The organism is Acinetobacter sp. YH16042 (genome assembly GCF_013417245.1).
Classification (GTDB): domain Bacteria; phylum Pseudomonadota; class Gammaproteobacteria; order Pseudomonadales; family Moraxellaceae; genus Acinetobacter; species Acinetobacter amyesii.
The window spans coordinates 51,524-76,881 of record NZ_VPEJ01000009.1 but is presented as its reverse complement, the minus strand read 5'-3'; the positions used below and the strand labels follow the sequence as shown (position 1 = coordinate 76,881).

Sequence of the window (25,358 nt, the reverse complement as noted above, 5' to 3'; positions counted from 1 at the left end):
CAAGTTGTGTCAAATTGCGTTATTAAAATCATCTTAGTTTTTTTAGATGAAGACTTGCTTAACGCAGGAAGATTTCTTATTGTGTCCCACAGCATCATTTTATTCATTTAAGTCCAAGTTCAAGCACTAGATTATGTCTTCACAAGAAAAAGAAACGTCGAACAGCCTCTATCGTCAGTGGCAAATTCTTTCACGACTGTCCACAGGTAAGTGGATGGGTACGCGTGAATTACAAGAAATACTGAACCGTGAAGGCATTGATATCAGCCTACGCACCATTCAGCGTGACTTAAATCAAATTTCTCTACGTTTCCCAATTGAGAGCAGTAAAACAACGCCGCAAGGCTGGCGTTGGCGTTCTGATGCACCGATTCAAAGCTTGCCACATATGACCAGCTCGCAAGCGGTCACCTTTATGATGGTGGAGGAGCATCTAAAGCATTTGCTTCCACCGAGCTTAATTGAAGAAATGAATCCTTGGTTTGACCTCGCACGTCGAAGTCTGTCGTCGCAAAATAATGTCCGTCAGTGGATTAACCGCGTGCGGATCGTGCCAGCTACTCAGCCATTGATTCCTCCTGTGGTTGAAAAAGTCGCACAGCAATCGATTTATGAAGGCTTACTACAAGACAAACAACTTGAATGTCTATATCAAGGTCGTGGACAACAAAGCGAAGAAAAGACCTATATTTTAAATCCACTGGCGTTGGTCCAAAAAGGTGCAATTATTTATTTGGTGTGCACACGTCATGACAAAACAGACATCCAAACCTTTGCTTTACATCGTTTTAAATCAGCTACAGTCTTAAATTCACGTGCATTACACCCTGTCGATTTTGATATTGATGCCTATATTGACTCTGGAGCGCTTGGCTTCCGTGTGGACTTCAATAAGCCGACTGAAATGATTCAGCTCAAATTAACCATGTCGGAATCAGAAGCAGTTTATTTTGAAGAAAGTCAGCTAAGTAAAGATCAAGTGATTCAAAAAACCGAAGATGGCTGGGTTGAAGTTAGTGCAACAGTACCATTTACCTCTCAGTTAACATGGTGGCTGCGTAGTTTTGGGAAAAAGATTCAGAAAATTGAACCCGAAGAAGTCGCTATAGTTGTACAACAACGCAATGATTAAACCGATCTAAGGTTTTCTGCTACCTTAAATACTAACTAATGTTACGCACATAAAAGTAATTTCGCATTTTAAAAATGATTTTTAAGTCTATTCGACGGAGTCTTACATCTAGGGTTTAAATAAAGGAATTAGCCTTCGGCTGGAGGTACTTTTGTTTCGGCAAAAGTACCCAAAACCATTGTCATCCGCAAAACTCGTTCACTAACGTCTACTTATTCAAAGTATCGCAAAAACATTTTTAAATAAATGTAGTCCTGTCTCAAACACTTGCGGATGACCTTACCGCGTATCATTCTTTTATTTGAGGTGACAACTTCTAACGCATAATGAATATCTAGTACATTATTTATGCTTAGATTTTCCCTTAAAATATCAACACATAAAAAAGTCCCAACGCTGGGACTGGATAATTTCTTAGAATATTTTTGTAATTTTAGTCGTTTAGGTCAAAGGAACTACAGCATAAGTACCTGCTGAATACCTTATGCCGTAGCGCTAATTTCTCATGGCTATAATCAATTACTGACATAGGCAGGCTAGGTCGGCATTATTATAACGAATAGATTTCATAGTCATATTCAGCACCTCGTGTTTAGAAAGTAAAATCACTATAACCTCCATTTTGTTCACTGTGAAATAACAAGAACCGCGCTACTTTTCATAAATTTTCTTAAAGAACATTCCTGCTTTTCTTATCTCATTTGGCTTTAAATGAAAAAATCATCCAACTTCAGTGCTGCTTTTTATAAATGCTACACTGAATCAACAAATTAAAGCTTGAGCATTGTGCATAAACTCGGCAAATTATGAGCAAATGAGCTGAATAAGATTTTTCAAAATATGGCCAGTCCAGCGCAAACTATTCGCCACAAGCTACTAAATACTTTTTTTTCTCGGCATTCCATTTGGTTTGCTTGTATTTTTATCTTCCTACTCATTTCGAGTTTTCATTTAGGTTATTCCCCTCGTTATATTCAATATTTCATTCCACAAACCTTATTGAATAGTATCTGGGTCATTACTGGGCTTTTGAGTTTATTGGGTTTGTATGACGTCATACAAAACAAACATTCGATCTTAAAAAATTACCCCATCATGGGGCACTTTCGTTTTCTATTTGAAGAATTTCGACCTGAGATTCGCCAATATTTTATTGAATCTGATCAAGATGCTCTGCCCTTTTCTCGTATGCAGCGTAGTTTGGTCTATCAACGTGCAAAAAACCAAAATGCAGATAAACCATTTGGTTCAATTGTTGATGTTTACCAAAATGATTACCGCTTTATTAATCACTCCTTGTCACCTTGCATTCCTGCCATTCCTGAAACATTCCGTATTAACATCGGTAATGAACAATGTAAGCAACCGTATAGTGCATCGATATTAAACATTTCTGCGATGAGCTTTGGTAGCTTAAGTGCCAATGCCATTCGTGCCTTAAACTTAGGTGCAAAAATGGGCAATTTCTACCATGACACCGGTGAAGGCAGTATTAGTCCGTATCACTTGGAAAATGGTGGCGACATTGTTTGGGAACTCGGTAGTGGTTACTTTGGCTGTCGTACCATTGATGGTCAATTCGATCCTGTACGTTTTGCTGAACAAGCCAAGCACCCTCAAGTCAAAATGATTGAGATCAAATTATCTCAAGGTGCAAAACCAGGCCATGGTGGTATTTTACCTAAAGACAAAATTTCCGAAGAGATTGCTCAAATCCGTGGTGTCAGCCGTGAACATGACTGTATCTCTCCATCTAGCCATCCTGCCTTTAGCACCCCTATTGAAATGATGCAATTTATTCAGCAATTGCGCGAGCTTTCCGAAGGTAAACCTGTAGGCTTTAAACTGTGTATCGGGCAACCGTGGCAATTTATGAGTATCGTAAAAGCCATGTTACACACAGGTATTACACCTGATTTTATCGTGGTGGATGGTTCTGAAGGTGGGACTGGCGCAGCGCCGATTGAACTGATTGATAATATGGGGACACCACTGCGTGAAGGCCTACTCTTTGTCAATAACACCCTAATTGGTGCAGGCTTACGTGCAAAAATTAAAGTCGGTGCCAGTGGTAAAATTATTAGTGCTTTTGATATTGCCAGTACCATGGCGATTGGCGCAGATTGGGTGAACTCAGCTCGTGGCTTTATGTTTGCAGTCGGGTGTATTCAAGCTCAAAGCTGTCATACCAACCAATGTCCTGTTGGGGTTGCAACACAGGACAAAGACCGTCAAAAAGCCATTCATGTTCCTACAAAGGCAGAACGTGTTTTTAATTTCCACAAGAACACCATGCATGGTTTATCTGAACTTATTGCCTCAGCAGGTTTACAACATCCATCGGATATCCGTGCACACCATCTAGCGCAGCGCATTAATAACCGTGAAATTAAAAACTATGCACAGCTACATTTTTGGTTAAAAGATGGTGAGCTGCTCAGTTGTGAAAATAAAGATGAAGAAAACTTCTATTTCCGTATGTGGAATATGGCACATCTAGAAAAGTTCTAATCCCTACCGCATAAAAAAGAGGCGACCACGCCTCTTTTTTTCGTCTAGATCCATCACACTGATTAAGGTAAGCTGTGCTCAATCGTCAATTAGTAACTGATGTTACGCGCGTAAAAGTAAATACGCATTTTTAAAATAATTTTTAAGCCTATTCGACGGAGTCTTACATCTAGGGCTTAAATAAAGGGATTACCCTTCGGCTGGAGGTACTCTTACGAAACGTTGTTTCTCATTTGGTAAAATGAGAAGCAAAGCTTCGCAAGGAAACCATCTTGCGGTGCAATGCACCTCACCGACAAAACTCGTTCACTAGCGTCAAATTATTCAAAGTATTGCAAAAACATTTTTGATTAGAAGTAGTCCTGTCTCAAACACTTGCGGATGAACTTCCCGCGTATCGTACTTTTATTTGAATCAAATTACGCTCCTGATGTTAGTGCGTAACATCAGTTAGTAATAAGACTTACTATTCGATTGAGCATGCAAGAATGCCGGGATCAAACCTGTTAATGCAGCACGAATATCGGCACGTTCATTAATCAGCTGATGTGAACCTTCTTCAAGCATGAGAAGCGTCTGTAAACGGAATTTACGACGTATAAACTCAATGTTATAACGCCAATCCACCGTTTGATCCTGTGCGCCTTGAGCTAACCACACTGGAATACGACACGCAGGTCGTTCTTCCATTTCCTGCATCCATTTTGACATGGCCAAAATCCAATCCATCCCCATCATTCGAGGTTGTAGAGGATCCTTTAAACGTACAAAACGTAAAAACTCAGGGTTGTGATTATTCCGTCTAAAATGACGTGGCACTTCACGTTTAATACGACGAATAATGCCTAATCCAACCGAGTTATGCCACCATGCCGTTTTTGCAGGACGAATCAGCGGAGATAATAATAAAACCCGTTCGACATATGGGTTTTTGCGATGTTCAGCAAAATCTAACAGATGATGCAGCCAAATCGCACCACCCGTGCTCTGTCCAATCCCTAACCATGGCGTCGGTAATTGAGCCGCATGTTTCAAATAACGATATACTGCTTCCAAAACTTGTTGGTAATGATCAAAGTTTTGAATACTGGCTGGCGATCCATTACTTAGACCATGCCCCGGTAAATCATAGGTTAAAACACTAAAACCTTGATCTAAGAGCTCACGAATAATCGGCTGATATATTCCACTATGCTCTAAATAACCATGCAATAAAAATACAGTGCCTTTAATGACATCCGTTTCAGTTTTCAGTTTCGGTTGAAATACTTGTACATGTAATTTGAACAAAGGCATTTCTACATAGCCTTGCCAATGTTCACAGTTCAAGGCATCTAAACCATAAAGTCGTCTATAAGACTGTATTTCAACACTAGGCTCAAAAGGTCGATTTAAATTTAGCGGTTCTAATACTTGTGGGGTTAATTCTCGACTTGGAACAGGAAGATCTAATTGTTTAAGGATCGAAGGATTAAGAAATGGGATATCTGACATTATGGGACCTCCCGACAGTCACTTGAGCCAAACCAAACATCACGTAAGGTGGCTAATAATTCATAATTAGCACGACGACTATGGTCATAATTTTTTTCACTTGGTCGCCATGTAGTTAATGTTGTTGGCATAGGTGCAACAACAGGAATGGTTTCGATACCATTTAATGCAAATAAACGACGTGTTCGAGGCATATGATATTGGTCAGTGATTAAAATAACCGTCGGTGCCCCACCTTTTTTCTGTAAAAGCAACGAACTAAAACGCGAATTTTCGCAAGTATTCATACTGCGGTCTTCAAGCAATTTCGCATCGACATCATATTGCTTCAACCATGCTTGCATATACGGTGCTTCAACACCACTCAGTACAATCGGTAACTTATTGGCTCGTTCAACATCGAGTGTTTTTTCCAGTCGAAGTCGTGTGTAGTCATTCACTACGATATCTTTATCATTTTTATCTAAGGTTAAACCACCACCTAACACCACGATCGCATACGGCTCTGCGGTTGGCTGCTTCAGGGTTTTATCTTTCATTTTGGCAAGATCAAGATACGTTTCATCATCGATCGGTTCTGCTTCTGAAGCAGCTTGCTCAATTTCATGGGTTTTTAAGAACTCAGTATATTGAGTCATCAGGCCTTTATTTTCCGCACTATTTAGCTCAAGCAGCTCTTTCATTTTTTGAGCAGGATTTTCCGCCAATGCCTCAGAAGATGCCGCCTCGGACGCAGAAGGATTCAGCAAAGGAACTTTCGGCATGTCCTTTTGACTATCATTCTTTTCTTTTTCATGTTCTTCTTCAATGAGCTGCTGTAACGCCTTATAACGTGCTTGTATAAGGGTTAAATCTTGAGGCTCATCAGACTGTATGGCTTGCTCCATGAGTTTTAAATACGCTTGGCGCGCTATCCATAAGTCAGAACCCGGCTCATAGTTATCATCATCACTTAAAGCGCCGAGTTTTTGACTTTGCGCTGCGAGCTGATTGACTTCTACAGGAACGAAATAATTTAAACTTTTAACGATCAATTTAGAATAAAACGGCGTATAGATAAAAATCATTAGACAGCCCAAAAGTACAAATAGCACTGCGGCAATTTGTACTAAGCGAACCATCCAATGTGTTTTATGCATAAATCTAAAACCTATGTGTTTTTATTGATCTGCGTGAGATCGAATCAAGCCATTTGTATCAAATAATACAGGCTCAGGATGTAGTTCAATATTAAATTTTTCAAAAACATCATGTTGTACAGCTTTGTAAGTTGTACGTACATCTTGCAGCGTGGCGTCCTGATAATTGACCAACACCAAAGCTTGCTTATGGAACATACCCACTGAACCCACAGATTTCCCTTTCCAACCTGCTTGGTCAATCAACCAGCCCGCTGCCAGTTTTACCGCATTATTCGGTTGTGGGTAATGGGGTAAATTGGGAAATTGCAGCGCAATTTGGTCAAAGGCTTGCTGGCTAATCACAGGATTTTTAAAGAAACTTCCGACATTTGGAAATTCTTTTGGATCTGGGAGTTTGGTTTGACGAATATGAATGACTTGTTGTTGTAGGTTTTCTGCACTTAAGTCTTCACCCACTGCCTGCTTTAAATCACCATAATTTAATTTTAAATCGGCATGTTTTAAAAGTTTAAACGTGACATGCGTAATAATAAAACGCTCTGGCTCATCTTTAAAAATACTATGACGATATGAAAAATGACAATCGGCAGCGCTAATACTACTTTGCTGTTCTGTTACTTGGTCATAGACCTGCACAGATTCAATAAATTCACCCGCCTCAACACCATAAGCTCCTATATTTTGTACAGGTGAAGCACCGACTAAACCGGGTATCAATGCTAAATTTTGTAAGCCATAAAACTGGTGTGCCGTCGTCCAAAGGACAAAGTCATGCCACACTTGCCCTGCACCCACTTTTAAAGTTTGGGTTGCGGCATCGTCTTGTACATATTCAATCCCTTGAATATCCATGTGCATCACTAAAGCATGAATTTGCTCAGGCAACAGCATATTACTACCCCCTGAAAGCACCAATACATTTAATTGCTCAGCTTTGGCAAAGTCGAGCGCTGCTTGGATATCTTCTACCGATTGAACACGTACATAATGAGATGCTACAGCATCGAGACTTAATGTATTAAATGGCTTAAGCTGAACCTGTGTTTGAATTTGCATTCTTAAACCTTAATTTTTTTGCTGTGCTTGTAACTGAGTTTTTAAATAATTGACCCAAGCCTGACTGCTAGATTCGCATTGATCTAATACATGTTCAAACCCTGCATCACCACCATAGTACGGATCTGGTACTTCTTGTTGCGGATATTGGTGATCATGTTGACTCATCAAAGACACTTGGGCACGTAGCTGACCCAATTGTTGCTGCGCTTTTTGCATGAGGTTTTGAATATTGTCTAAATTTTCGTAGTCCATGGCCAAGATCAAATCAAATTCAATAAAATCATGAACTGTTAATTGACGTGCACGTAATGCAGATAAGCTATAGCCACGTAATTTTGCATGCTTTTGGCTACGTAGATCTGGCGCTTTGCCCGGATGATAATTGCTCGTACCCGCAGAATCGACGTGAATATTGAGTTGCGCTTCATCACAAAAATGTCTGAGAACCACTTCAGCCGTAGGTGAACGGCAAATATTTCCTAAACAAACACACAACACCTTATATGGCGTGCTGGATGACATAACAACCTCAAGACTACTTTTATTTCAAGCGTCTTATGTTAAGTTATTTACAGGATGAATCCTATATCAACACTCAAGAATAATGTTTATTTGGATATAAAAAATTAGGGATAAGCCAATGAGTCAATTTCAGTTTCAAACCGTCAGCAATATTATTTCAGGCTTAGGCTCTATTTCCCAACTGAGAGAGGTCCTAGACGACTTTCAAGCCAAACGTGTCATGCTTGTGACCGACCCCGGTATGTTGCAACAACAATTACATTTACCCATTTTGGATATTTTAGAAAGTATCCATCAAGATTATGTGATTTATTCCAGTATTCAAGCTGACCCTGCAGAACATATAGTTTTGGATGCAGTTCAATTTGCCAAGAATGAAAAAGTGGATTTGATTATTGGATTTGGTGGTGGAAGTTCAATGGATGTGGCTAAAATTATTGCGATCTTGGCTCATCCTAAGCAAACACAACAGATCCGTGATTTATATGGTGTTGCTAATGCAAAACGACCACGCTTGCCGCTCATTTTGATCCCGACAACGGCTGGGACGGGCTCTGAAGTCACACCAATCTCTATCGTCACCACAGGTGAAACCACCAAAACAGGTATTGTCTCCCCTGTACTGTACGCCGACGTCTGTATCCTCGATGCGAACTTTACATTAAATCTTCCCGCACACATTACCGCAGCGACAGGTATCGATGCCATGGTGCATGCCATTGAAGCCTATACGTCAAAAATCAAAAAAAATCCGTATGCGGATATGCTTGCTAAACAAGCTTTACGTTTATTAAATAAAAACTTAGCACTGGTTTTACAAGATGGACATAACCTCGAAGCGCGTCAGCACATGCTATTCGGTTCAATGCTTGCAGGTCAGGCCTTTGCTAATGCACCAGTTGCAGCCGTGCATGCACTCGCCTATCCACTCGGTGGACACTTTCATCTCTCGCATGGTCATACCAATGCACTGGTTCTCGCTGAAGTGTTAAAGTTTAATGCACCTCAGGCCAAGCAGCATTATGCAGAACTCATGAGTTGGCTAGATCCATACAGTACGGGCTGTACCGATGGTTTATGTGATTTATTTATTGATCATATGCAAAATCATTTAGATCAGAGCGGTTTGGTGCTTAAACTCAGTCAACTCAATGTGCCTGAAAATATGCTCGATCGTTTAGCAGAAGACGCGTTATTACAAACGCGACTATTACAAAATAATCCGCGTGAACTGCAGTTTGAAGACGCTCGTCAGATTTACCAATCAATTTATGCCTAAAGTTCACTCATTTTTGAAATAAAGAAAATACCAACGATGAAACCTGAAACTAAACGCCGCCAAAACTATCGATTTTTATTTCCAATCCAAACCCGTTGGGCAGACAACGATATGTATGGCCATGTCAATAATGTCACCTATTACAGCTATTTTGATACCGCTGCAAATGCACTCTTGATTCAATATGCCGGTTTTGATTTACAAAATACCCCGATCATCGGTTTAGTGGTCGATTCAGCCTGCAGCTTTTTACAAGAACTGTCCTATCCTGAAATCATTGAAGTTGGGGTTGCGATTGAAAAAATTGGTAATTCTTCTCTGCGTTATGACTTGGCTATTTTTAAACAAGGACAAAATGAGGCCGCAGCCCAAGGACATTTCGTGCATGTGTTTGTCGACCGCCAAACACGAAAAAGCACCTCGATACCCGATGATATGCGAGATGCTTTAACCCAGTTTTTACTTTAATTTTTAGAATCCAGCTTAGAACTTATTTGAGCTGGATATTTTGCAACTCACCATCAAAGCTTTTGAGTAAGTCTTTCACAACAGGCTCTGCATGTAATAACTCATTTGCACGTGCAAAGGCCTTTTTCTTGCGGACATGTTGTAAAGCATACGGTGTGGTTTCTTCGACATCTTCAAAGCTGATATGGAAACGACATTTTGACCATTGCGCATGAATGGCTTGTTCCAATACATGCTGTAATTGAGTCACTAAAGCTTCGTATCGCTTTGGAATATGGAAAGTCGATTCACCGTCAATCGTACCGCGCATAATGCCATGCTGCGCCAACTCTTGTACCGCAGGTGAAAGTTGACTATTTCGGAACCAATACTCCCACTTTTCGACCGTCCACTCACCTTCAAGGGTTTGAGGCTGTAAAGTCAAAATATCTTGTGGCATCAAGGTAGAGGATGAACCCGTTTGAACAGCATCCGAAGAAACTGAACTTTGCGTAACTTGTGGTGATGCTAGATCAAAACCATTGTCGCCTTGAGCACCCGAAACGGATTCATTCACCTCATGCTGTGGCTCAACTACATCTGTCAAATGTGGCTGAGTCGTTTCAGTCTGTGTACTTGTTGACTCTAAAGCTGTTGATTCTAAAGGTGCAATATCTTCAAAATTTATAGCGCTTACATCAACTTCTTCAGTTTCAGTACTCGGCGTCGGATCTAAATCAAATAATGTATCTTCTGCCACGGCATCCATAACAAGCGTGTCATTTTGCTGTGTCGCTACAGATTCAACAGATGCAACCTCTTGCGTATCTAGAGTGCCATTTGATGTAGATGCTGTAGAAGTTTGGCTTATTGCGTCTTCTTCAGGATCATCTAAAAAATCATCAGATGAAGGTTCATCGACTGCAGGTGCAGAAACATAGCCATCATCGTCATCATAATGTGAATCATCAAAATCATCGAAAGCTGGCGATGTGTCTACAGCGGGTACAGCTTCAGGCTGCTCAACAGTGGCAACCTGTGCAGCAGACTCAACAACGGTATTGGGTTGCTGCAAAGACTGTGTTTGAGTCGGCTGAACTGTTTCGGCCTGATTTTGAGCAAGCTGTGGCTGTGCGGCTGACTCTTGCTGTACGGCAGAGGCCAACATTTCGTTTGGCTGTAATGGTCGGAATGCTAATAGACGCAGCACACACATCTCAAAACCTTGCTCTTGCGTGACTGCCAACTGCAAGTCTGCCCGACCTTTGCATGCGACTTGATAATACAACTGCAAATCTTGAGCTGAAATCAACTGCGACAATTGCATAATTTTTTGATTGATCTCAGCGCTATATTTCAACGCTAAGTCTGGCAAGTATTGTAATAATGCCAGTTCATGCAAAGTCGAAATCAACTGATCTAATACCAGTGAAACATCCAGTGCTTGTTGGCGGAATTGCATGAGTAAAGCACTCACGCGTTCACGCTGATTTTGATGAATGGCTAAAATCAAATCATAAATGATCGTACGGTCAATTAGGCCCAACATGTCTTTAACATCTTGGTGCTGAATTGAACCCTGACCATAGGCAATCGCTTGATCAGTTAGTGACAATGCATCACGCAGTGAACCTTGAGCCGATTCAGCAATTTGCCAAATCGCATCTTGCTCCGCTTGAATTTGTTCTTTTTGTAAAATATCGGTCAGATGCGTGGTGATTTCATCCACGGCTAAAGGACGCAAAGTAAATTGCAAGCAACGTGAAATGACAGTAATCGGTAATTTTTGAGGATCTGTAGTAGCAAATAAGAACTTCACATGCTCTGGCGGTTCTTCTAGAGTCTTTAATAACGCATTAAATGAATGCGTAGAGAGCATATGCACTTCATCGATCAGATAAACTTTGAAGCGACCTTGGGTTGGTGCATAAGGAACATTGTCGAGAAGTTCTCGGGTATCTTCAACCTTGGTCCGTGATGCCGCATCGATTTCAATTAAATCAATAAAACGGCCTTCATTTACTGCTTTACACGTTGGGCAGACTTCACACGGGGTTGATGTTACACCCGTTTCACAGTTCAGACATTTTGCCAAAATACGGGCAATGGTAGTTTTACCCACGCCTCGAGTACCTGTAAATAAATACGCATGATGTAACCGACCACGTTCTAAGGCACTGGTAAGTGCGCGTGACACATGGTTTTGCCCCACGAGTTCAATGAAATTTCGTGGACGGTATTTTCGTGCAAGTACTTGATACATGTATGCTCCTTTTTACAGGTGTAAGCATACTGTTTTTTTGTCTAATAGTGAAATAAATGGCAGAGTTTGGACAATAAAAGTCCGATCTTGAGCTATCACAATGATCAGGTAAATTTAATATAAATTACGAATGCTTAAACTGATTTATTTAAAAGGAAATCACTCTGCATTTGATAGCGTTTCGCCGTCTGGTCTTCACGAATTTCTAGCAATTGCTGCTCCAAATCTACATACAATAGATTGCGCGTTTGCACATTCATGAGTTCAAGCTGCTGCTTTGATTCATCTTTAAAACGAATTACACCTTTTAGCACCTCTACTTCGTTATGACCACTTAGACTTTCACGAGTGAGCGTATAGGTTTGGTCTTCATGTAGCTCTAGAGCCACAGCCATGCCAGGACAATCTTCACAACGAGAAATACAGCCCATACACGGCGTGGTACCTTTAAAATCACCGACCCATGCAGCTTGCTGTTTTTCGGCAGTAATCGCTTCTATCTCTTTTGCTTTCGTTTGAGTTGAATCCTGACAACCCAACATTGCCGACGTTGCGACTAAGGGAATCAAAACAACTTTTTTCATAGGGATATCACAGCAATCTAAAACTGCGTGGGAAAATAGCATATTTTTCACATTTCCCCAATTTCTGTTCTATCTCGAAGTATCTTAAAGCCAGCCCTTACGTCCTTTAAGTGCTTTGTCTGCACAGCGTAGCGTTTCTTGAGTTAAGCCCCATAAGCGATAATCGCCGGTGATTGAACCCGTCGCAAAGTTATGTGTATATGCAAAACTTAAATAACGCTGCGGATCGCACCAGGCCCCAGAACCATTAAAACCAATATGTCCAAAACCTTGACTAGATTTGCCTAAAGTTAAAATTCGATGATATCCCAAACGCCAATTCATCGGTAAAGGCATAATACGATCACGTTTTTTATATTGAATTTTACTTAAAGATTCAAAAACTTGTGGCGTGATTAAGGTCTGTCCCTGCCACTGCCCTTGGTTAGCCAGCATTGCATAGATTTTCGCTAAACTATTGGCACTAAATACACCAGTAGCCGCAGGTATAATGGCTTGTAAACCGTCATCACTAAAAAATGAAAACTTGCGCATCCCTTTTGGAATCATACCATCTTGAAAGTCTTGCAAATTTTGTCCCGAAAGTTGTAGGAGCTGATCAAAGATTGATGGTTTTCGTGTATCCGTCTTTTTTTTCGTTGTCTGTACTTGAGTATTTTCTTGAACAGAAGCATCTATAGTGCGTTCTTCTTTTTTCTTTTTCGGAATCAAGCGAGCAACCTCACTAAGTTGATGCTCTGGTACGCCAAAAAATGCATGATCCAATGCCAAAGGCTCAACCAAATAGTGTTGCATTAGTTCAGCAAGCGGTCGACCTGTGGCCTTTTCAAGTACACCACCGACTTGCCAACCGAAGGTTAACGGTTGATATGCTGCATCAGTTGATGGCTCAAAACGTGGCTTAGCTTGTTCAATCACGTTGAGCATATGTGGCCAATCTGCCATTTCAGATGCCGTTTCAATGATATTACGGATATCGTATAAACCACTTTGGTGACTCAGCATGTGCCTTAATGTGATATCCGACTTGCCATTTTGAGCAAACTCCGGCCAATATGCTGCAACGGGAGTATCGTAATCTAGAAAGCCTTCACTCACTAAAATATGTGCTAGCGTTGCAAGTACGCCTTTACCCGTGGAATAACAGACCGAGGGGGTATTGGACTTCCAAGCTTCTTCGGCTGATTTTTTACCGGTCCAAATATCCACAACTTTTTGACCTTTAAAATACACCACTAAGGCAGCTCCGCCTAAGTGGGTTCGAGCATCCTGCATCCGGCTAAATTGCGCCGCCAAATCTTGAAACGCCTCGTCAACCGTACCTTGAAAATTATTCTTCTGTGCAAATAGATATTCTTTGAGCGCCTGCATCATCATTCCTTTGAATATGAATCGCTTGAGATTAAAACAAAAAAGCCTAAACCGATATCGATTTAGGCTTAAGTCTTAAAGTGCCTTTACACTTCCCGCTACATGCGGCTTTTTGTTCTTACTATTTCGAATAGCAAACTCTGTATCTTTACCCGTTTGTGCAGTAAGGAACTCAACTTGAGAAGGCAAATACATCGGTAATTTAAACCAGACATCCGCTTCATAGGCATCTGGCAAAGTTAAGCTCGACAAGGCTTTGGCTTTACTCCACATACCATGTGCAATGGCTTGTTTAAAACCAAACGCTTTAGCGGTTACAGCATGAATATGAATCAAGTTAAAGTCACCAGAAGTCAACGCATAACGGCGACCGGTATTTTCAGAAACATTCCATTCAGCTTGAACTTGCAACTCAGCTGACTTTGTTTCGGTAGATTTTGCCGCAGCTTTGTTCTCTGTTTTTTGACGTGCTAAATACGTGGTTAATGATTCTACAACCACTTCATCGCCCACTTTTGCAGTGGTAATAAAGTCAAATTGCACGCCTTTATCATGTGGCTGTAATTCACCAAATTTGCATGACAATGACAGTGTTTCATTCACACCGACTTTGCGATATTGCTTCACTTGGTTACGAATATGTACCAAACCTAAGATCGCAAAAGGAAAAGCTTCCGTGGTCATCATATGCATTTGCAAACTTTGAGAAAGCACAGCCAAATAAATCGCTGGGATATAACCATTGTTTTTAAAGCCACACACTTCGTTATAGGCTTTTAAATGCTTTTGATCAACCTTAAATGAATCCACCACATATTCAACTTGCGGCAGCACTTTTTCAGCTTTAGGCTTTTTAAAAATCAAGCCTTGAATCACTTTTGGATAGGCTAAATAAGGTTTTGGAAGTTGACTAAAATGGCGAGTATTCATACTAAACCTTTGGAAGTTTTATCTTTATAAAGTTCCCTTCCTTTTAAAGAAGGATATTTTAAATCCCCCTCATCCCCCTTTGATAAAGGGGGACTTCTCCTCTCTTTTTCAAAGGGAGGTCGGGAGGGATTAATTAAGCCCCTAACAAGCTTTGACCACACACACGTACCACGTTACCGTTCAAGCCTGTCGATGCCGTTGAAGCAAACATCGCAATCGTTTCAGCAACGTCTACAGGTAAACCACCTTGACTCATCGAGTTCATACGACGACCTGCTTCACGGATTGCAAATGGAATCGCAGCAGTCATTTGCGTTTCAATGAAGCCTGGAGCAACAGCATTAATGGTTACGCCATTTTTCAATAATGGAGCAGTAAATTTAACCACACCAACAACACCTGCTTTAGAAGCAGCATAATTGGTTTGACCTAAGTTACCTGCGATACCTGAAATAGAAGATACGCACACAATACGACCATTTGCATTGAAGCCATCATTTTCAAGAAGGTAATCATTTACACGCTCAATCGCAGACAAGTTAATGTTAATCACCAAGTCCCAAAGCTCAGGTTTCATATTGGCCAAAGTTTTGTCACGGGTAATCCCTGCATTGTGCACGATGATATCCAAACCACCTTGAGCAGCTGCAGCCGCTTTGATTTTTTCACCGGCATCGTTTGCAGTAATATCAATCGCGAGCGTAGAACCGCCAATTTCACCTGCAACACGGTCAAGATCTGCTTGCTGCTGTGGAACGTCTAAACAAATCACATGCGCGCCATCACGTGACAATACATGTGCGATTGCTTCACCAATACCACGGCTTGCACCTGTTACAACAGCTGTTTTGCCTGCAAGCGGCTTATTCCAATCAACATCCACAACATCTGCTTTAGATACACGAATCACCTGACCCGATACATAAGCTGAACGTGGTGAAATTACAAAACGTAATGCAGATTCTAAGTTTGCTTCAGCACCTTCGTCCACATAGACTAACTGTGCAGCAATCCCTTTCTTAAACTCTTTACCGACTGATTTTACAAAACCTTCTAATGCACGTTGTGCAATGGCTTGTTTCACAGTTTTCGCAGTTTCTGGTGTTGTACCAACAACGACAACGCGACCAGACGCCTGAATTTGACGCGCGATTGGGTTAAAAAATGCATATAAGGCATGCAGTTGTTCTGAGTTTTGAATACCTGAAGCATCAAATACCACAACTTTAAACTTAGACTCTTTATCGCCTTCGTTAAATGCGCTTAAGTTCAGACCTGATTTTGCCGCAGCTTGTTGTAATTCAGCATTATTACCTGCATAGCTATTGGCATGAATATTTGCCAAGACTTGTGCAATTGCACCAGACAATGTTGAAGCAGGCGCTGCACCGAATAAAACCGCACCTTTAACTACAGGTGTTGCAGACTCAAAACGCTCTAAAAAAGTCGGTGATGGTAAACCTAAATTTTTGATGACAAATTTACCAATAGGAGATTTTGCAAATGTTTGGTATTGATCAGTCATGTTTATTATCTCTCATACAGATTAATTTTTGATGGATCTGAAGATATCCCTTTAACTTCAAGATGATGTCAGATACTTATATTTCAATAGTTCCATCAGTTTCCATGGAATCATACTTGAGTTAAACCGCAGATGGCTTGACCTGAATGCTTTAGCGAATGTCATTTTAGTCAATTTACCCCTTTGGTGAATATGCTAATGTAGCCGTCAAGAAGATCATCAACATGCTTGGAAAAGCCTTATGAGCAAAACAACTCAAGAAAATCCAGCAGTCGAAAGTCCGACTACGGAAACTGTGTCAAATACATCAAAGAGTACGCCACGTAGCGCTAAAAGTACGGGCACAGCAACCAAGTCTACAAGTGATGCCGCTAAAACGAGCCGTCCTCGTCGTGCATCTACGCGCACTAAGACACCCGCTTCAAACCCTAAAACAGCTTCAAAATCAACAACTCAAACGTCTGTTCAACAGGATAATACCATGAGTCAAAACACAGTTCGCCGCGTTGCTATTATCGGTGGTAATCGTATTCCTTTCGCTCGTTCTAACGGCGCTTACTTCACTGCATCGAACAGCGATATGTTCACAGCTGCATTAAATGGTCTTGTTGAACGTTTCAATCTTCAAGGTCAACGCCTTGGTGAAGTTGTTGCTGGTGCCGTGTTAAAACATAGTCGTGACTTTAACATGACCCGTGAGTGTGTACTCAATACCGAACTTGCTCCTGAAACACCTGCTTACGATATTCAACAAGCATGTGGTACTGGTTTACAAGCAGCTTTCTTGGTTGCTAACAAAATCGCATTGGGTCAAATCGAAGTGGGTGTTGCTGGTGGTGTAGATACAACCTCTGATGCACCGATCGCTTTTGGTGATGGCTTACGTAAAGCTTTACTTGAATTGAATATTGCTAAAACAGGTAAAGACCGCCTAAAAGCATTAACTAAAATTAATGTTAAAGATTTGATGGATGCACCGAAGAACGGTGAACCACGTACAGGTCTTTCTATGGGTGACCATCAAGCAATTACAACGCTTGAATGGGGTATCTCTCGTGAAGCGCAAGATGAACTTGCGGCATCTTCACATCAAAAAATGGCAGCTGCATATGAAGAAGGTTTCTTCGATGACCTTATTACGCCATTCCTAGGTTTAGAACGTGACAACAACCTCCGTGCAGACTCTTCTGTAGAAAAACTTGCGAAGTTAAAACCAGCGTTTGGTAAAGGCGATGCGCGTACGATGACTGCGGGTAACTCGACTCCACTAACTGATGGTGCGTCATGTGTCCTTCTTGCATCAGAAGAATGGGCCAAAGCAAACGGTCACGAAGTTCTTGCTTATTTAACTTTCCAAGAAACTGCGGCAGTTGACTTTGTAGAGAAAAAAGAAGGCTTATTGATGGCCCCTGCGTATGCAGTGCCTCGTATGCTTGAACGTGCAGGTATTACGCTACAAGATTTCGATTACTATGAAATTCATGAAGCGTTTGCATCTCAAGTATTATCTACACTAAAAGCATGGGAAGATCCTAAATTCTGTAAAGAACGTTTAGGCTTAGATGCCCCATTGGGTTCAATTGATCGTTCTAAATTGAACGTGAAAGGTTCATCTCTTGCTGCAGGTCACCCATTTGCTGCAACTGGCGGTCGTATTATCGCAACTGCTGCAAAACTATTGAACCAAAAAGGTTCAGGCCGTGTACTTGTATCGATCTGTGCTGCGGGTGGTCAAGGCGTAACAGCAATTATTGAAAAATAATTATTTTTCATTAAAAAAACCGCTCATATGAGCGGTTTTTTTTATACCTATACATTAGAAGCGGTAACCCACACCCAAATAAGTAATGATGGGATCAATATCGATCTTTGTCGTTGCATGAATTAACTGTTCACCGGTCGTTTGGTTAATCACATCGATCTTGGTCTTATTATTTAACTTTGCATAAGACACTGAAGCTGCTGTAAACCAATTTGGGGTGAAGTCATAGGTAAAACCGAGTGTGACAATTGGAGCAATCGCATCATCCGCATCGACATCGACATCGACATCGACCACCATTTTACCTGATGATTCTTTACCGTCTAATGCAGCACCTGCAAGATTATCCTTAATATTTTGAATCATATGCCCTGCAGCAATTAAGTCAGATTCAATACCTTTATTGAGTTCAATATCATTAAAATACGCATACATAATCCCTGCACCTACATAAGGTCTGAATTTATTCACGCCCGATTTTCCAAATTGATACTGAGCTTGAAATGCTGGCGTCCAAGCACGCGCTGTTGCTGCTTTACCATAAGCATCCAGATTGGTAATTGGTACATCATAATCCAAAGGTAAACCGTCCGGAAACAGCAAACCAGCAAGACCTCCCGGCATTGCATTGCCAGATAAAGGTGCCGTAATCATCCCTTTCCCTTGAATATCCACTTTGGGAGGAATACCGCCAATCATCTGTAAGGATACGTTGTCATTGATATAATAATTGACCATCAAACCTAAAGTATCAACATCCTCTGCTTCTAGACCAGTGCCTCCTGCTGACCAATTTTCCAATCCATATAATGTCGATGTCCCTGCAATATCTGGTTTGATATTGCCTTTGCCATCTGTCATGAGTCCATTAATAAAACTATCTTCTAATAATGTTCCTAAAGTCTCCTTTAAATTTACTGTGTTATCACCGTCTTGAATCGTTGCATTTGGGTCAATTGCTTGTAAAAAACCCTCTTCACTAATGCTTCCAACTTTGGCCTGTGTCCCATTTGCCACAGAAGTATTAATGTTAAAAGGATTCGCCTTTCCTTGCGGCATCACGTGTAACCAACCTGCAGATACAGAAAAGCGCTTAAATTTACCATCTGCAAATGTAAATTGTGTAAGCCCAAGTAAAACAACAGGTGTGACAATTTTTATCAATTTCATATACTAACTCCTTGTTTTGCATATTTTTTTAATTAATTTATAAAAACATTCTTTGTTCTTATATTTAAAAGTTATGTAATTATTCTAACTTTTTATAGTTAGTTTATATTTTTATATATTATTATTTGTTAAATATTGCACTATTTTGATGCAAAAAAGGCCTGTATTTATCAGTACAGGCCAATGTGATTTTCTTATTGAAATTTAACGATATTGTGGTTGGTAGCCCAAGTGCGCCTCGATCTGGTCATAGCACCACTGGAAAATAAATGTGTAGACTAAAATACACATGGTCATACTAAAATCGAGCAAAATCGCCTGCCATAAGGTCATATGCATGGCATAAGCCACCATTGGGATGGTTGCAAGCATTAAGCCGCCCTCAAATCCAATCGCATGTAAAACACGTACACCAAAGGTTCTTTTTAACTTTCTTTTTGCTTCAAATTTTTCAAAATAATGATTAAAAATCATGTTCCAAATCACAGAAGTGACCGCCATCGCAATACCTAGCGTACCTGTCACCTCCATCGGAACTTTAAAAATAAAACTTAACGCAATAGCAATGATCACCAATAGGATGATCTCATAGCTTAGCGCATGAATAATCCTTCTCTTGGAAATCGTCATTTTGAAACACTCTATCATTTGTAAAAAACTTATTTTATTTTTATATTATTGATTAATCGAGTTAGTTTCTTTCAATATTATTGAAAGGTTGTATTCCTTTATTTTTCTGTATGCTCATGAATATTAATCAAGAACAACTGATGATTTTTAAAACAGTCATGGAAACAGGATCATTTTCCGCAGCTGCCAGACAACTCGGCAAAGTGCCTTCAGCGGTCAGCATGTCCATTGCCAATTTCGAAATTGATCTCAACCTTAAACTGTTTGAGCGCGTTGGTCGTGAGCCTGTGCCCACCGCTCAAGCGCTTAACCTGTATGAAAAAACTGAACAATTATTGATAGAAATCAATCAGTGGAAACAGCATGCGATTGCGCTGAGTCATGGTTTAGAGTCTTCACTGAATATCGTGGTGGTATCAGAACTGCTTCATACGCAGTGGACCGACTATATCTCTTTGCTAGAAACTCATTTTCCATCTTTGCAAATCAATATTTTTTCTGCGCCTCAAGAAGATGCCCAAAAGATGCTATTACAAGGTCAAGCGCAGCTTGCTCTAATGTTTGAACGTGAACAGCTTGAGAGCTATGAACAATTTGTCGAATTGAAGCGTGAAGCATTGGTTCCTGTTGCTGCGACAAAACATGCCCTGTCGAAATTTAAGCAAGTCAGTTTTGAGCAAATTTTGCAAAGTCGACAAATCGTGGTCGCGAGTCGTGATAAAAGCATCAAACCAGAATTGTTATTTTCCAAACACAGTTGGCGTACAGATAACCACCACTCTGCCTGTTCGATGATTATTCAAGGGCTGGGTTGGGGTGTGCTTCCATTAGAGATGTTTAATGAAAATCCGACGCTCAAAGATCAACTCAAAATCTTAAGCTTTCAAGATTTCACACCCAAATTTGAATATTTCGTCGACTTGGTCTGGAACCGTGAAAAACCACTCGGCTCGGCTGCTCATTTTTTGATTAATCACATCCGAAATTCACGAAAAACTACGATTTAGCCCGCCTAATTGGGCGGTTTTTGGTTGGGTTCTAAACAGATTGTGTTATAAAAGTATGTACACCAAGAACATTAAGAACTAGATTTCAAATGACTCAAAATGCGTTAAACCAATTAAAAAGCCTAACAACGATTGTTGCTGACAGCAGTGATTTAGCTGCGATTAATACATTCCGTCCATTGGATGCGACCACAAATCCATCTTTAATTACAGCAGCAGCAACTCAACCAGAAAATAAAGAACTGATTGAAAGCGCTTTTGAACAAGCGCGTAAAGAAGGTTATCAAAATGATGAACTGGTTGAGCGCACCATCGATATTCTTACGGTCAAATTTGGTGTAGAAATTTTAAAATTGATCGAAGGACGTGTATCTACAGAAGTCGATGCAGCCTTGTCTTATGATACTGATGCCACTATTGCAAAAGCTAAAGAGTTATTGGCTTTATATGCACAGTATGGTATCGATCAAAACCGTATCTTAATTAAAATTGCCTCAACGTGGGAAGGCATTCAAGCCGCTAAAGCCCTTGAAGCCGAAGGCATTCACTGTAATCTGACTTTATTGTTTGGCTTACATCAAGCTCAAGCCTGTGCAGATGCTCAAGTCACGCTGATTTCGCCATTTGTTGGTCGTATTTTAGATTGGTACAAAAAAGCTGAAAATGTGGATAGCTACCCGATTGAGAAAGATCCCGGCGTGTTATCAGTGAAGCAGATTTACCACTACTACAAACAACATGACATCAAAACTGAAATTATGGGTGCTAGCTTCCGTAGTATTGATCAAGTGCTTGGTTTAGCAGGTTGTGATTTATTGACGGTTTCACCGAATTTATTGGCAGAACTGGAAAAAGATCAGCGTACCGTGGAAGTGCAATTGTCTAATCATCATGCGCATGCACACTGTCAACACGATGTACAAGTGCTCGACAAGCAAACTTTCAAAGCTGAAGTTGAAAAAGACTTAATGTCTTTCCAACTATTACAAGGCGGTATTGATGGTTTTATTAAAGCCCGTGAGCAATTAAGTCGCTTACTGCGTCAAACTTTTGGCTTAGATGCTGAAATAAAAGCATAAATTAGAAATTTTCAGTTTCATCTAGAACCGAAGTTGTATACTACAGCTTCGGTTTTTTATTTGAGTGTCTTCAGTGTTTGGAATCACAGACTTAACGACCTTTATTATTGGTACGATATTAATTGTGATTTTACCCGGGCCAAATTCACTTTATGTCATGTCTGTTGCTTCTCGCTATGGCATTAAGGTCGGCTATTTAGGCGCTTTTGGCGTCTATACTGGCGATTTGATCTTAATTTTACTCACCGCTCTCGGTGCTGCATCCTTACTTCATGCCTTCCCTTGGTTATTCTTATTATTAAAAATTGTCGGTGCGCTGTATTTAAGTTATTTAGGTATCAAACTTTTCAAGGCTGCCTACCAAACATGGAATGCCGTTCAAACGCCAGAACAAATCTACACTAAACAACTGAGTTTGAGCGAACTGAAACCGTTTAAGACCGCATTAACCATCAGTATTTTAAACCCTAAAGCTATTCTTTTTTACTTATCGTTCTTTGTGCAATTCGTCGATCCTGCATATCCATATCCTGCGATTACATTCACCGCACTAGCGATCGTATTGCAAATTATCAGTATGAGCTATTTAACGATTTTGATCTTTTCCGGTGCAAAACTGGCCACCTATTTTAGCCATCGTTATAAATTTACGGCATGCTGTGTCGCAGCGGTTGGTCTTCTATTTTGTGGATTTGGTCTAAAGCTTGCGACATCTACCATGTAAACGACATGTGAGACATAGCTCAGTTTTTTAAATTATAAAAATCTACAATGCCTTTAAATTTTGAATGGAAGAAACATCTACAATGCGGGTTGTCGATTCGTTCTATTAAAGTGCCTTTTGTTAAAGTGTCGTTTGTGAATAAATAAAGTATTTCCATAATATCTCGATGAGCACTTTTACTATACAGGACTTGAGCGTATCATCCTGAAAAATGTCATCTTAAATCTGCGCCAACAATACTCATAGCTCGATCATTATGCAAAAACTACTCCAAGACTTTTCCATTCCAGCTGCTTTTGCAGGTTTTATTACGTTCTTAGTCGGGATCAGCGTCTCGGCTGTTTTGGTGATCCAATCTGCACAACTGCTCGGTGCCAACACTGCAGAAATAACCTCTTGGTTTTGGGCTCTAGGTTTGGGTATCGGTTTAAGCGGGCTGATTCTGTCTTGGAAATTTAAATATCCCGTTGCGACTTCTTGGTCCACTGCAGGACTGGCACTGATTTTAGCGACTGCAAATGGTTACAGCATGAATGCAGCCCTAGGTGCTTTCTTAGTCTGTGGCTTATTGACAGCAGTACTTGGATTTTTAGGCATTTTTGAAAAAATACTGCGCTATATCCCGCAAAGTCTAACCAGTGCGATGTTGGCGGGCGTACTCCTTAAATTTGGTATTGAGCTATTTGTCAGTTTACAAAATGAATGGGCATTCGTTCTTGGTTTACTCGCGGCTTATGTCCTCAGTAAACGACTGTTACCACGTTATAGCATTGTCATTACGGTGATTATTGGCATCATGCTTTGCCCATTGTTACTTGGCTTTCAATTACCTGCACTTAATTTAGAACTCGCACAGCCGGTTTGGGTCACACCTGAATTTTCGATCTCAGCAATACTGGGTTTGGCACTACCACTCGTTGTAATCAATATGGCCTCTCAGTATTTACCAGGTTTAGCCATGATTAAAAGTTATGGTTATCAACCCCACGTCAATCAACTGATTGGTTGGACTGGTACAGCCCAAACGCTACTCGCGCCATTTGGATGTTTTAGTGTCAATATTGCTGCGATTAGTGCGGCCATCAGTCTAGATGACCAAGCCCACCCCGATGAGAAAAAGCGCTATATCGCAGGTATGACTTGTGGCTTCTTTTATATTTTGATGGGCCTGTTTGCAGCCACTTTGGTGAGTTTCTTAACTGCTTTTCCATTGGTATTTATTACCGCTTTAGCAGGAATTGCCCTACTAGGCACCATTGGACACAACATCGTCATTGCTTTCCAAGAAGCGAGTGAACGTGACGCTGCTCTACTCACCTTCTTATTTAGTGCATCGGGCGTACAATTTTTTGGTATTGGTTCCGCGTTTTGGGGGTTGGTCTTTGGTTTAGTCGTACATGCTATTTTCAAATATAAGAGAAATTAAGCCCTCAGTTAAATAATTTGCTTCAAATAAAAGAATGATACGCGGTAACGTCATCCGCAAGTGTTTGAGATAGGACTATTTCTAATCAAAAATGTTTTTGCGATACTTTGAATAATTAGACACTAGTGAACAAGTTTTGCGGTGAGGAGCAATGCTCCGCAAGATGGCTTCCTTACGAAGCACGCTTCTCATTTTACCTAAACAAAAGCACCTCCAGCCGAAGGCTAATCCCTTTATTTAATCCCTAGATGTAAGCCTCCGTCGAATAGACTTAAAAATCATTTTAAAAATGCGTAATTACTTTTACGTGTGTAACATCAGTTATTTAATCTATTTCGCTCGATACGTTCGGGCGATAAGTTCTTGTTTTAATAATTCGGTTTCGCTTTCGTCTTCCACTTCTGTAAAAGCGGTGAGCCAAATACCATCGGCTGCATAACGAACAATTTTGAGTTCTATATCTGAATCGGTCTGATGATGTCGCTCTAAACGTGAGTTCATCCATTCAATCCAATATTCATTAAAAGTTTTATCGGTCAGCATGGTCATCGAAATCGCGGACCATGACTGTTGCAAACCCATGATTTGTTTTTCTAAGGTAATTTCAATATAGGCACGGGTAAAACGACCGTATGGCTCAGGGTCTTCCTCAATTAAACGATCAACGACCTCGTCTAATTGAGCCAAAAGCATCACAATCATGGACTCTAAGAGCTTTTGCTTATTTGAGAAATGATGAAATACACCACCTTTTGTGACCCCAACTAAATCCGCAACGGCTTGAATCGACACCCCGTTGACACCTTTATCTGCAGCAAGACGGATTGCATGCTGCAAAATACTTTGGCGTATCAGTTGAGGTTCTTTCTTGCGCTGATGCGGATTATCCATACTAGTGTCCAGCAGAAGTTGAAAACAGGTTAATTACGACCACACCTGAAACAATCAGGCCTATCCCTAACATGGCTGGGAGGTCTAAACTTTGACGAAAGATAAAGTAGCCAATTAGTGCAGTTAAAACAATACCAACACCCGCCCAAATGGCATAAGCAATACCAAGTGGTATGACTTTAATCACCTGAGACAATAAATAAAATGCCAAACAGAATAAAACTGCGACAGCCAATGAAGGCGCAAGTTTGGTAAACCCTTCTGACTTCACCAAAAATGTCGAACCAATTACTTCTGAGATAATCGCCAATGACAGTAAGCCATACGCCAATGTTACCGAATTCATTATTCATTCCAAAACAAACATACCAGCTGGTAGGTATGTTATTGAGTTAGAGATTATTCTGCAA

General features: G+C 40.6%; 22 protein-coding genes. 9 read left to right on the top strand and 13 right to left on the bottom strand.

From position 1 onward, the window contains the following. The first annotated feature begins 133 nt into the window (after window positions 1-133). Window positions 134-1,132 carry a YafY family protein gene (locus tag FTV37_RS08610; protein WP_168377745.1) on the top strand — a complete coding sequence of 333 codons (999 nt, stop codon included), beginning with the start codon at window positions 134-136 and terminating at the stop codon, window positions 1,130-1,132. A gap of 840 nt (window positions 1,133-1,972) precedes the next feature. Next, window positions 1,973-3,643: an FMN-binding glutamate synthase family protein gene (locus tag FTV37_RS08605; protein WP_180040358.1), complete on the top strand. Its 1,671-nt coding sequence runs from the start codon at window positions 1,973-1,975 to the stop codon at window positions 3,641-3,643. A gap of 450 nt (window positions 3,644-4,093) precedes the next feature. Here the strand turns inward: FTV37_RS08605 and FTV37_RS08600 are convergent, their stop codons facing one another. From FTV37_RS08600 to FTV37_RS08585, 4 genes are read right to left on the bottom strand one after another with little or no spacing between them, the layout of a single operon-like run. Continuing rightward, window positions 4,094-5,137, bottom strand: coding sequence for an alpha/beta hydrolase (locus FTV37_RS08600; protein WP_180063538.1), 1,044 nt, complete (start codon window positions 5,135-5,137; stop codon window positions 4,094-4,096). Beyond that, complete coding sequence (locus tag FTV37_RS08595; protein ID WP_180063537.1) at window positions 5,137-6,276, bottom strand: YdcF family protein; 1,140 nt, start codon at window positions 6,274-6,276, stop codon at window positions 5,137-5,139. Before FTV37_RS08595 ends, FTV37_RS08600 begins: the two co-directional genes overlap by 1 nt. Window positions 6,277-6,297: 21 nt before the next feature. After that, the gene (murB, locus tag FTV37_RS08590; protein WP_180063536.1) at window positions 6,298-7,335 is read right to left on the bottom strand and encodes a UDP-N-acetylmuramate dehydrogenase; all 1,038 of its coding nucleotides are present in this window, start codon (window positions 7,333-7,335) and stop codon (window positions 6,298-6,300) included. 9 nt (window positions 7,336-7,344) lie between these two features. After that, window positions 7,345-7,860 (bottom strand): low molecular weight protein-tyrosine-phosphatase, encoded by a 516-nt coding sequence (locus FTV37_RS08585; RefSeq protein ID WP_180063535.1) that lies wholly within the window; start codon window positions 7,858-7,860, stop codon window positions 7,345-7,347. Window positions 7,861-7,978: 118 nt separating this feature from the next. On the opposite strand from FTV37_RS08585, the gene FTV37_RS08580 reads away from it, so the two are divergent. Both FTV37_RS08580 and FTV37_RS08575 read left to right on the top strand, forming a co-directional pair. Then, window positions 7,979-9,139 carry an iron-containing alcohol dehydrogenase gene (locus FTV37_RS08580; protein WP_180063534.1) on the top strand — a complete coding sequence of 387 codons (1,161 nt, stop codon included), beginning with the start codon at window positions 7,979-7,981 and terminating at the stop codon, window positions 9,137-9,139. A gap of 36 nt (window positions 9,140-9,175) precedes the next feature. After that, on the top strand, window positions 9,176-9,607 hold the full coding sequence (locus FTV37_RS08575) for a thioesterase family protein (protein WP_180063533.1): 432 nt from the start codon (window positions 9,176-9,178) through the stop codon (window positions 9,605-9,607). A gap of 22 nt (window positions 9,608-9,629) precedes the next feature. On the opposite strand, the gene dnaX is transcribed toward FTV37_RS08575, so the two are convergent. The 5 genes from dnaX to FTV37_RS08550 form a co-directional block, all read right to left on the bottom strand. Beyond that, window positions 9,630-11,849 (bottom strand): DNA polymerase III subunit gamma/tau, encoded by a 2,220-nt coding sequence (gene dnaX / locus FTV37_RS08570; protein ID WP_180063532.1) that lies wholly within the window; start codon window positions 11,847-11,849, stop codon window positions 9,630-9,632. Window positions 11,850-11,983: 134 nt separating this feature from the next. After that, entirely contained in the window at window positions 11,984-12,433 is a 450-nt protein-coding gene (locus FTV37_RS08565) for a copper resistance protein NlpE N-terminal domain-containing protein (protein ID WP_180022004.1), read from the bottom strand. An 84-nt stretch (window positions 12,434-12,517) separates the two neighbouring features. Beyond that, window positions 12,518-13,804: a serine hydrolase gene (locus FTV37_RS08560; protein ID WP_180063531.1), complete on the bottom strand. Its 1,287-nt coding sequence runs from the start codon at window positions 13,802-13,804 to the stop codon at window positions 12,518-12,520. 75 nt (window positions 13,805-13,879) lie between these two features. Then, complete coding sequence (locus tag FTV37_RS08555) at window positions 13,880-14,734, bottom strand: MaoC/PaaZ C-terminal domain-containing protein (RefSeq protein ID WP_078188603.1); 855 nt, start codon at window positions 14,732-14,734, stop codon at window positions 13,880-13,882. Between the two features lie 133 nt (window positions 14,735-14,867). Continuing rightward, window positions 14,868-16,259, bottom strand: a complete 1,392-nt coding sequence (locus FTV37_RS08550) for a 3-oxoacyl-ACP reductase (RefSeq protein ID WP_180055166.1) — start codon at window positions 16,257-16,259, stop codon at window positions 14,868-14,870. A gap of 241 nt (window positions 16,260-16,500) precedes the next feature. On the opposite strand from FTV37_RS08550, the gene FTV37_RS08545 reads away from it, so the two are divergent. Further along, a complete protein-coding gene (locus FTV37_RS08545; RefSeq protein WP_180005218.1) occupies window positions 16,501-18,021 on the top strand; it encodes an acetyl-CoA C-acetyltransferase in 1,521 nt (506 codons plus the stop codon). 54 nt (window positions 18,022-18,075) lie between these two features. On the opposite strand, the gene FTV37_RS08540 is transcribed toward FTV37_RS08545, so the two are convergent. Together FTV37_RS08540 and aceI are read right to left on the bottom strand one after the other, a co-directional pair. Continuing rightward, a complete protein-coding gene (locus tag FTV37_RS08540) occupies window positions 18,076-19,191 on the bottom strand; it encodes an OmpW family protein (RefSeq protein WP_180063530.1) in 1,116 nt (371 codons plus the stop codon). Between the two features lie 204 nt (window positions 19,192-19,395). Next, the gene (gene aceI / locus FTV37_RS08535) at window positions 19,396-19,821 is read right to left on the bottom strand and encodes a chlorhexidine efflux PACE transporter AceI (protein ID WP_168377760.1); all 426 of its coding nucleotides are present in this window, start codon (window positions 19,819-19,821) and stop codon (window positions 19,396-19,398) included. 116 nt (window positions 19,822-19,937) lie between these two features. Here aceI and FTV37_RS08530 point away from each other — a divergent pair, with 116 nt between their 5' ends. The 4 genes from FTV37_RS08530 to FTV37_RS08515 all read left to right on the top strand — a co-directional run bounded on the left by FTV37_RS08530 (window position 19,938) and on the right by FTV37_RS08515 (window position 24,057). Then, window positions 19,938-20,828 (top strand): LysR family transcriptional regulator, encoded by an 891-nt coding sequence (locus FTV37_RS08530; RefSeq protein ID WP_111884264.1) that lies wholly within the window; start codon window positions 19,938-19,940, stop codon window positions 20,826-20,828. Between the two features lie 89 nt (window positions 20,829-20,917). Then, window positions 20,918-21,907, top strand: coding sequence for a transaldolase (gene tal / locus FTV37_RS08525; RefSeq protein WP_180063529.1), 990 nt, complete (start codon window positions 20,918-20,920; stop codon window positions 21,905-21,907). Window positions 21,908-21,980: 73 nt separating this feature from the next. Further along, complete coding sequence (leuE, locus tag FTV37_RS08520; protein ID WP_180063557.1) at window positions 21,981-22,631, top strand: leucine efflux protein LeuE; 651 nt, start codon at window positions 21,981-21,983, stop codon at window positions 22,629-22,631. Window positions 22,632-22,887: 256 nt separating this feature from the next. Then, entirely contained in the window at window positions 22,888-24,057 is a 1,170-nt protein-coding gene (locus tag FTV37_RS08515) for a benzoate/H(+) symporter BenE family transporter (protein ID WP_180063528.1), read from the top strand. Between the two features lie 330 nt (window positions 24,058-24,387). Here the strand turns inward: FTV37_RS08515 and FTV37_RS08510 are convergent, their stop codons facing one another. Then, a complete protein-coding gene (locus tag FTV37_RS08510; RefSeq protein WP_180063527.1) occupies window positions 24,388-24,948 on the bottom strand; it encodes a TetR/AcrR family transcriptional regulator in 561 nt (186 codons plus the stop codon). Between the two features lies 1 nt (window position 24,949). Further along, complete coding sequence (locus tag FTV37_RS08505; RefSeq protein ID WP_078188613.1) at window positions 24,950-25,294, bottom strand: SMR family transporter; 345 nt, start codon at window positions 25,292-25,294, stop codon at window positions 24,950-24,952. Between the last annotated feature and the right edge of the window lie 64 nt (window positions 25,295-25,358).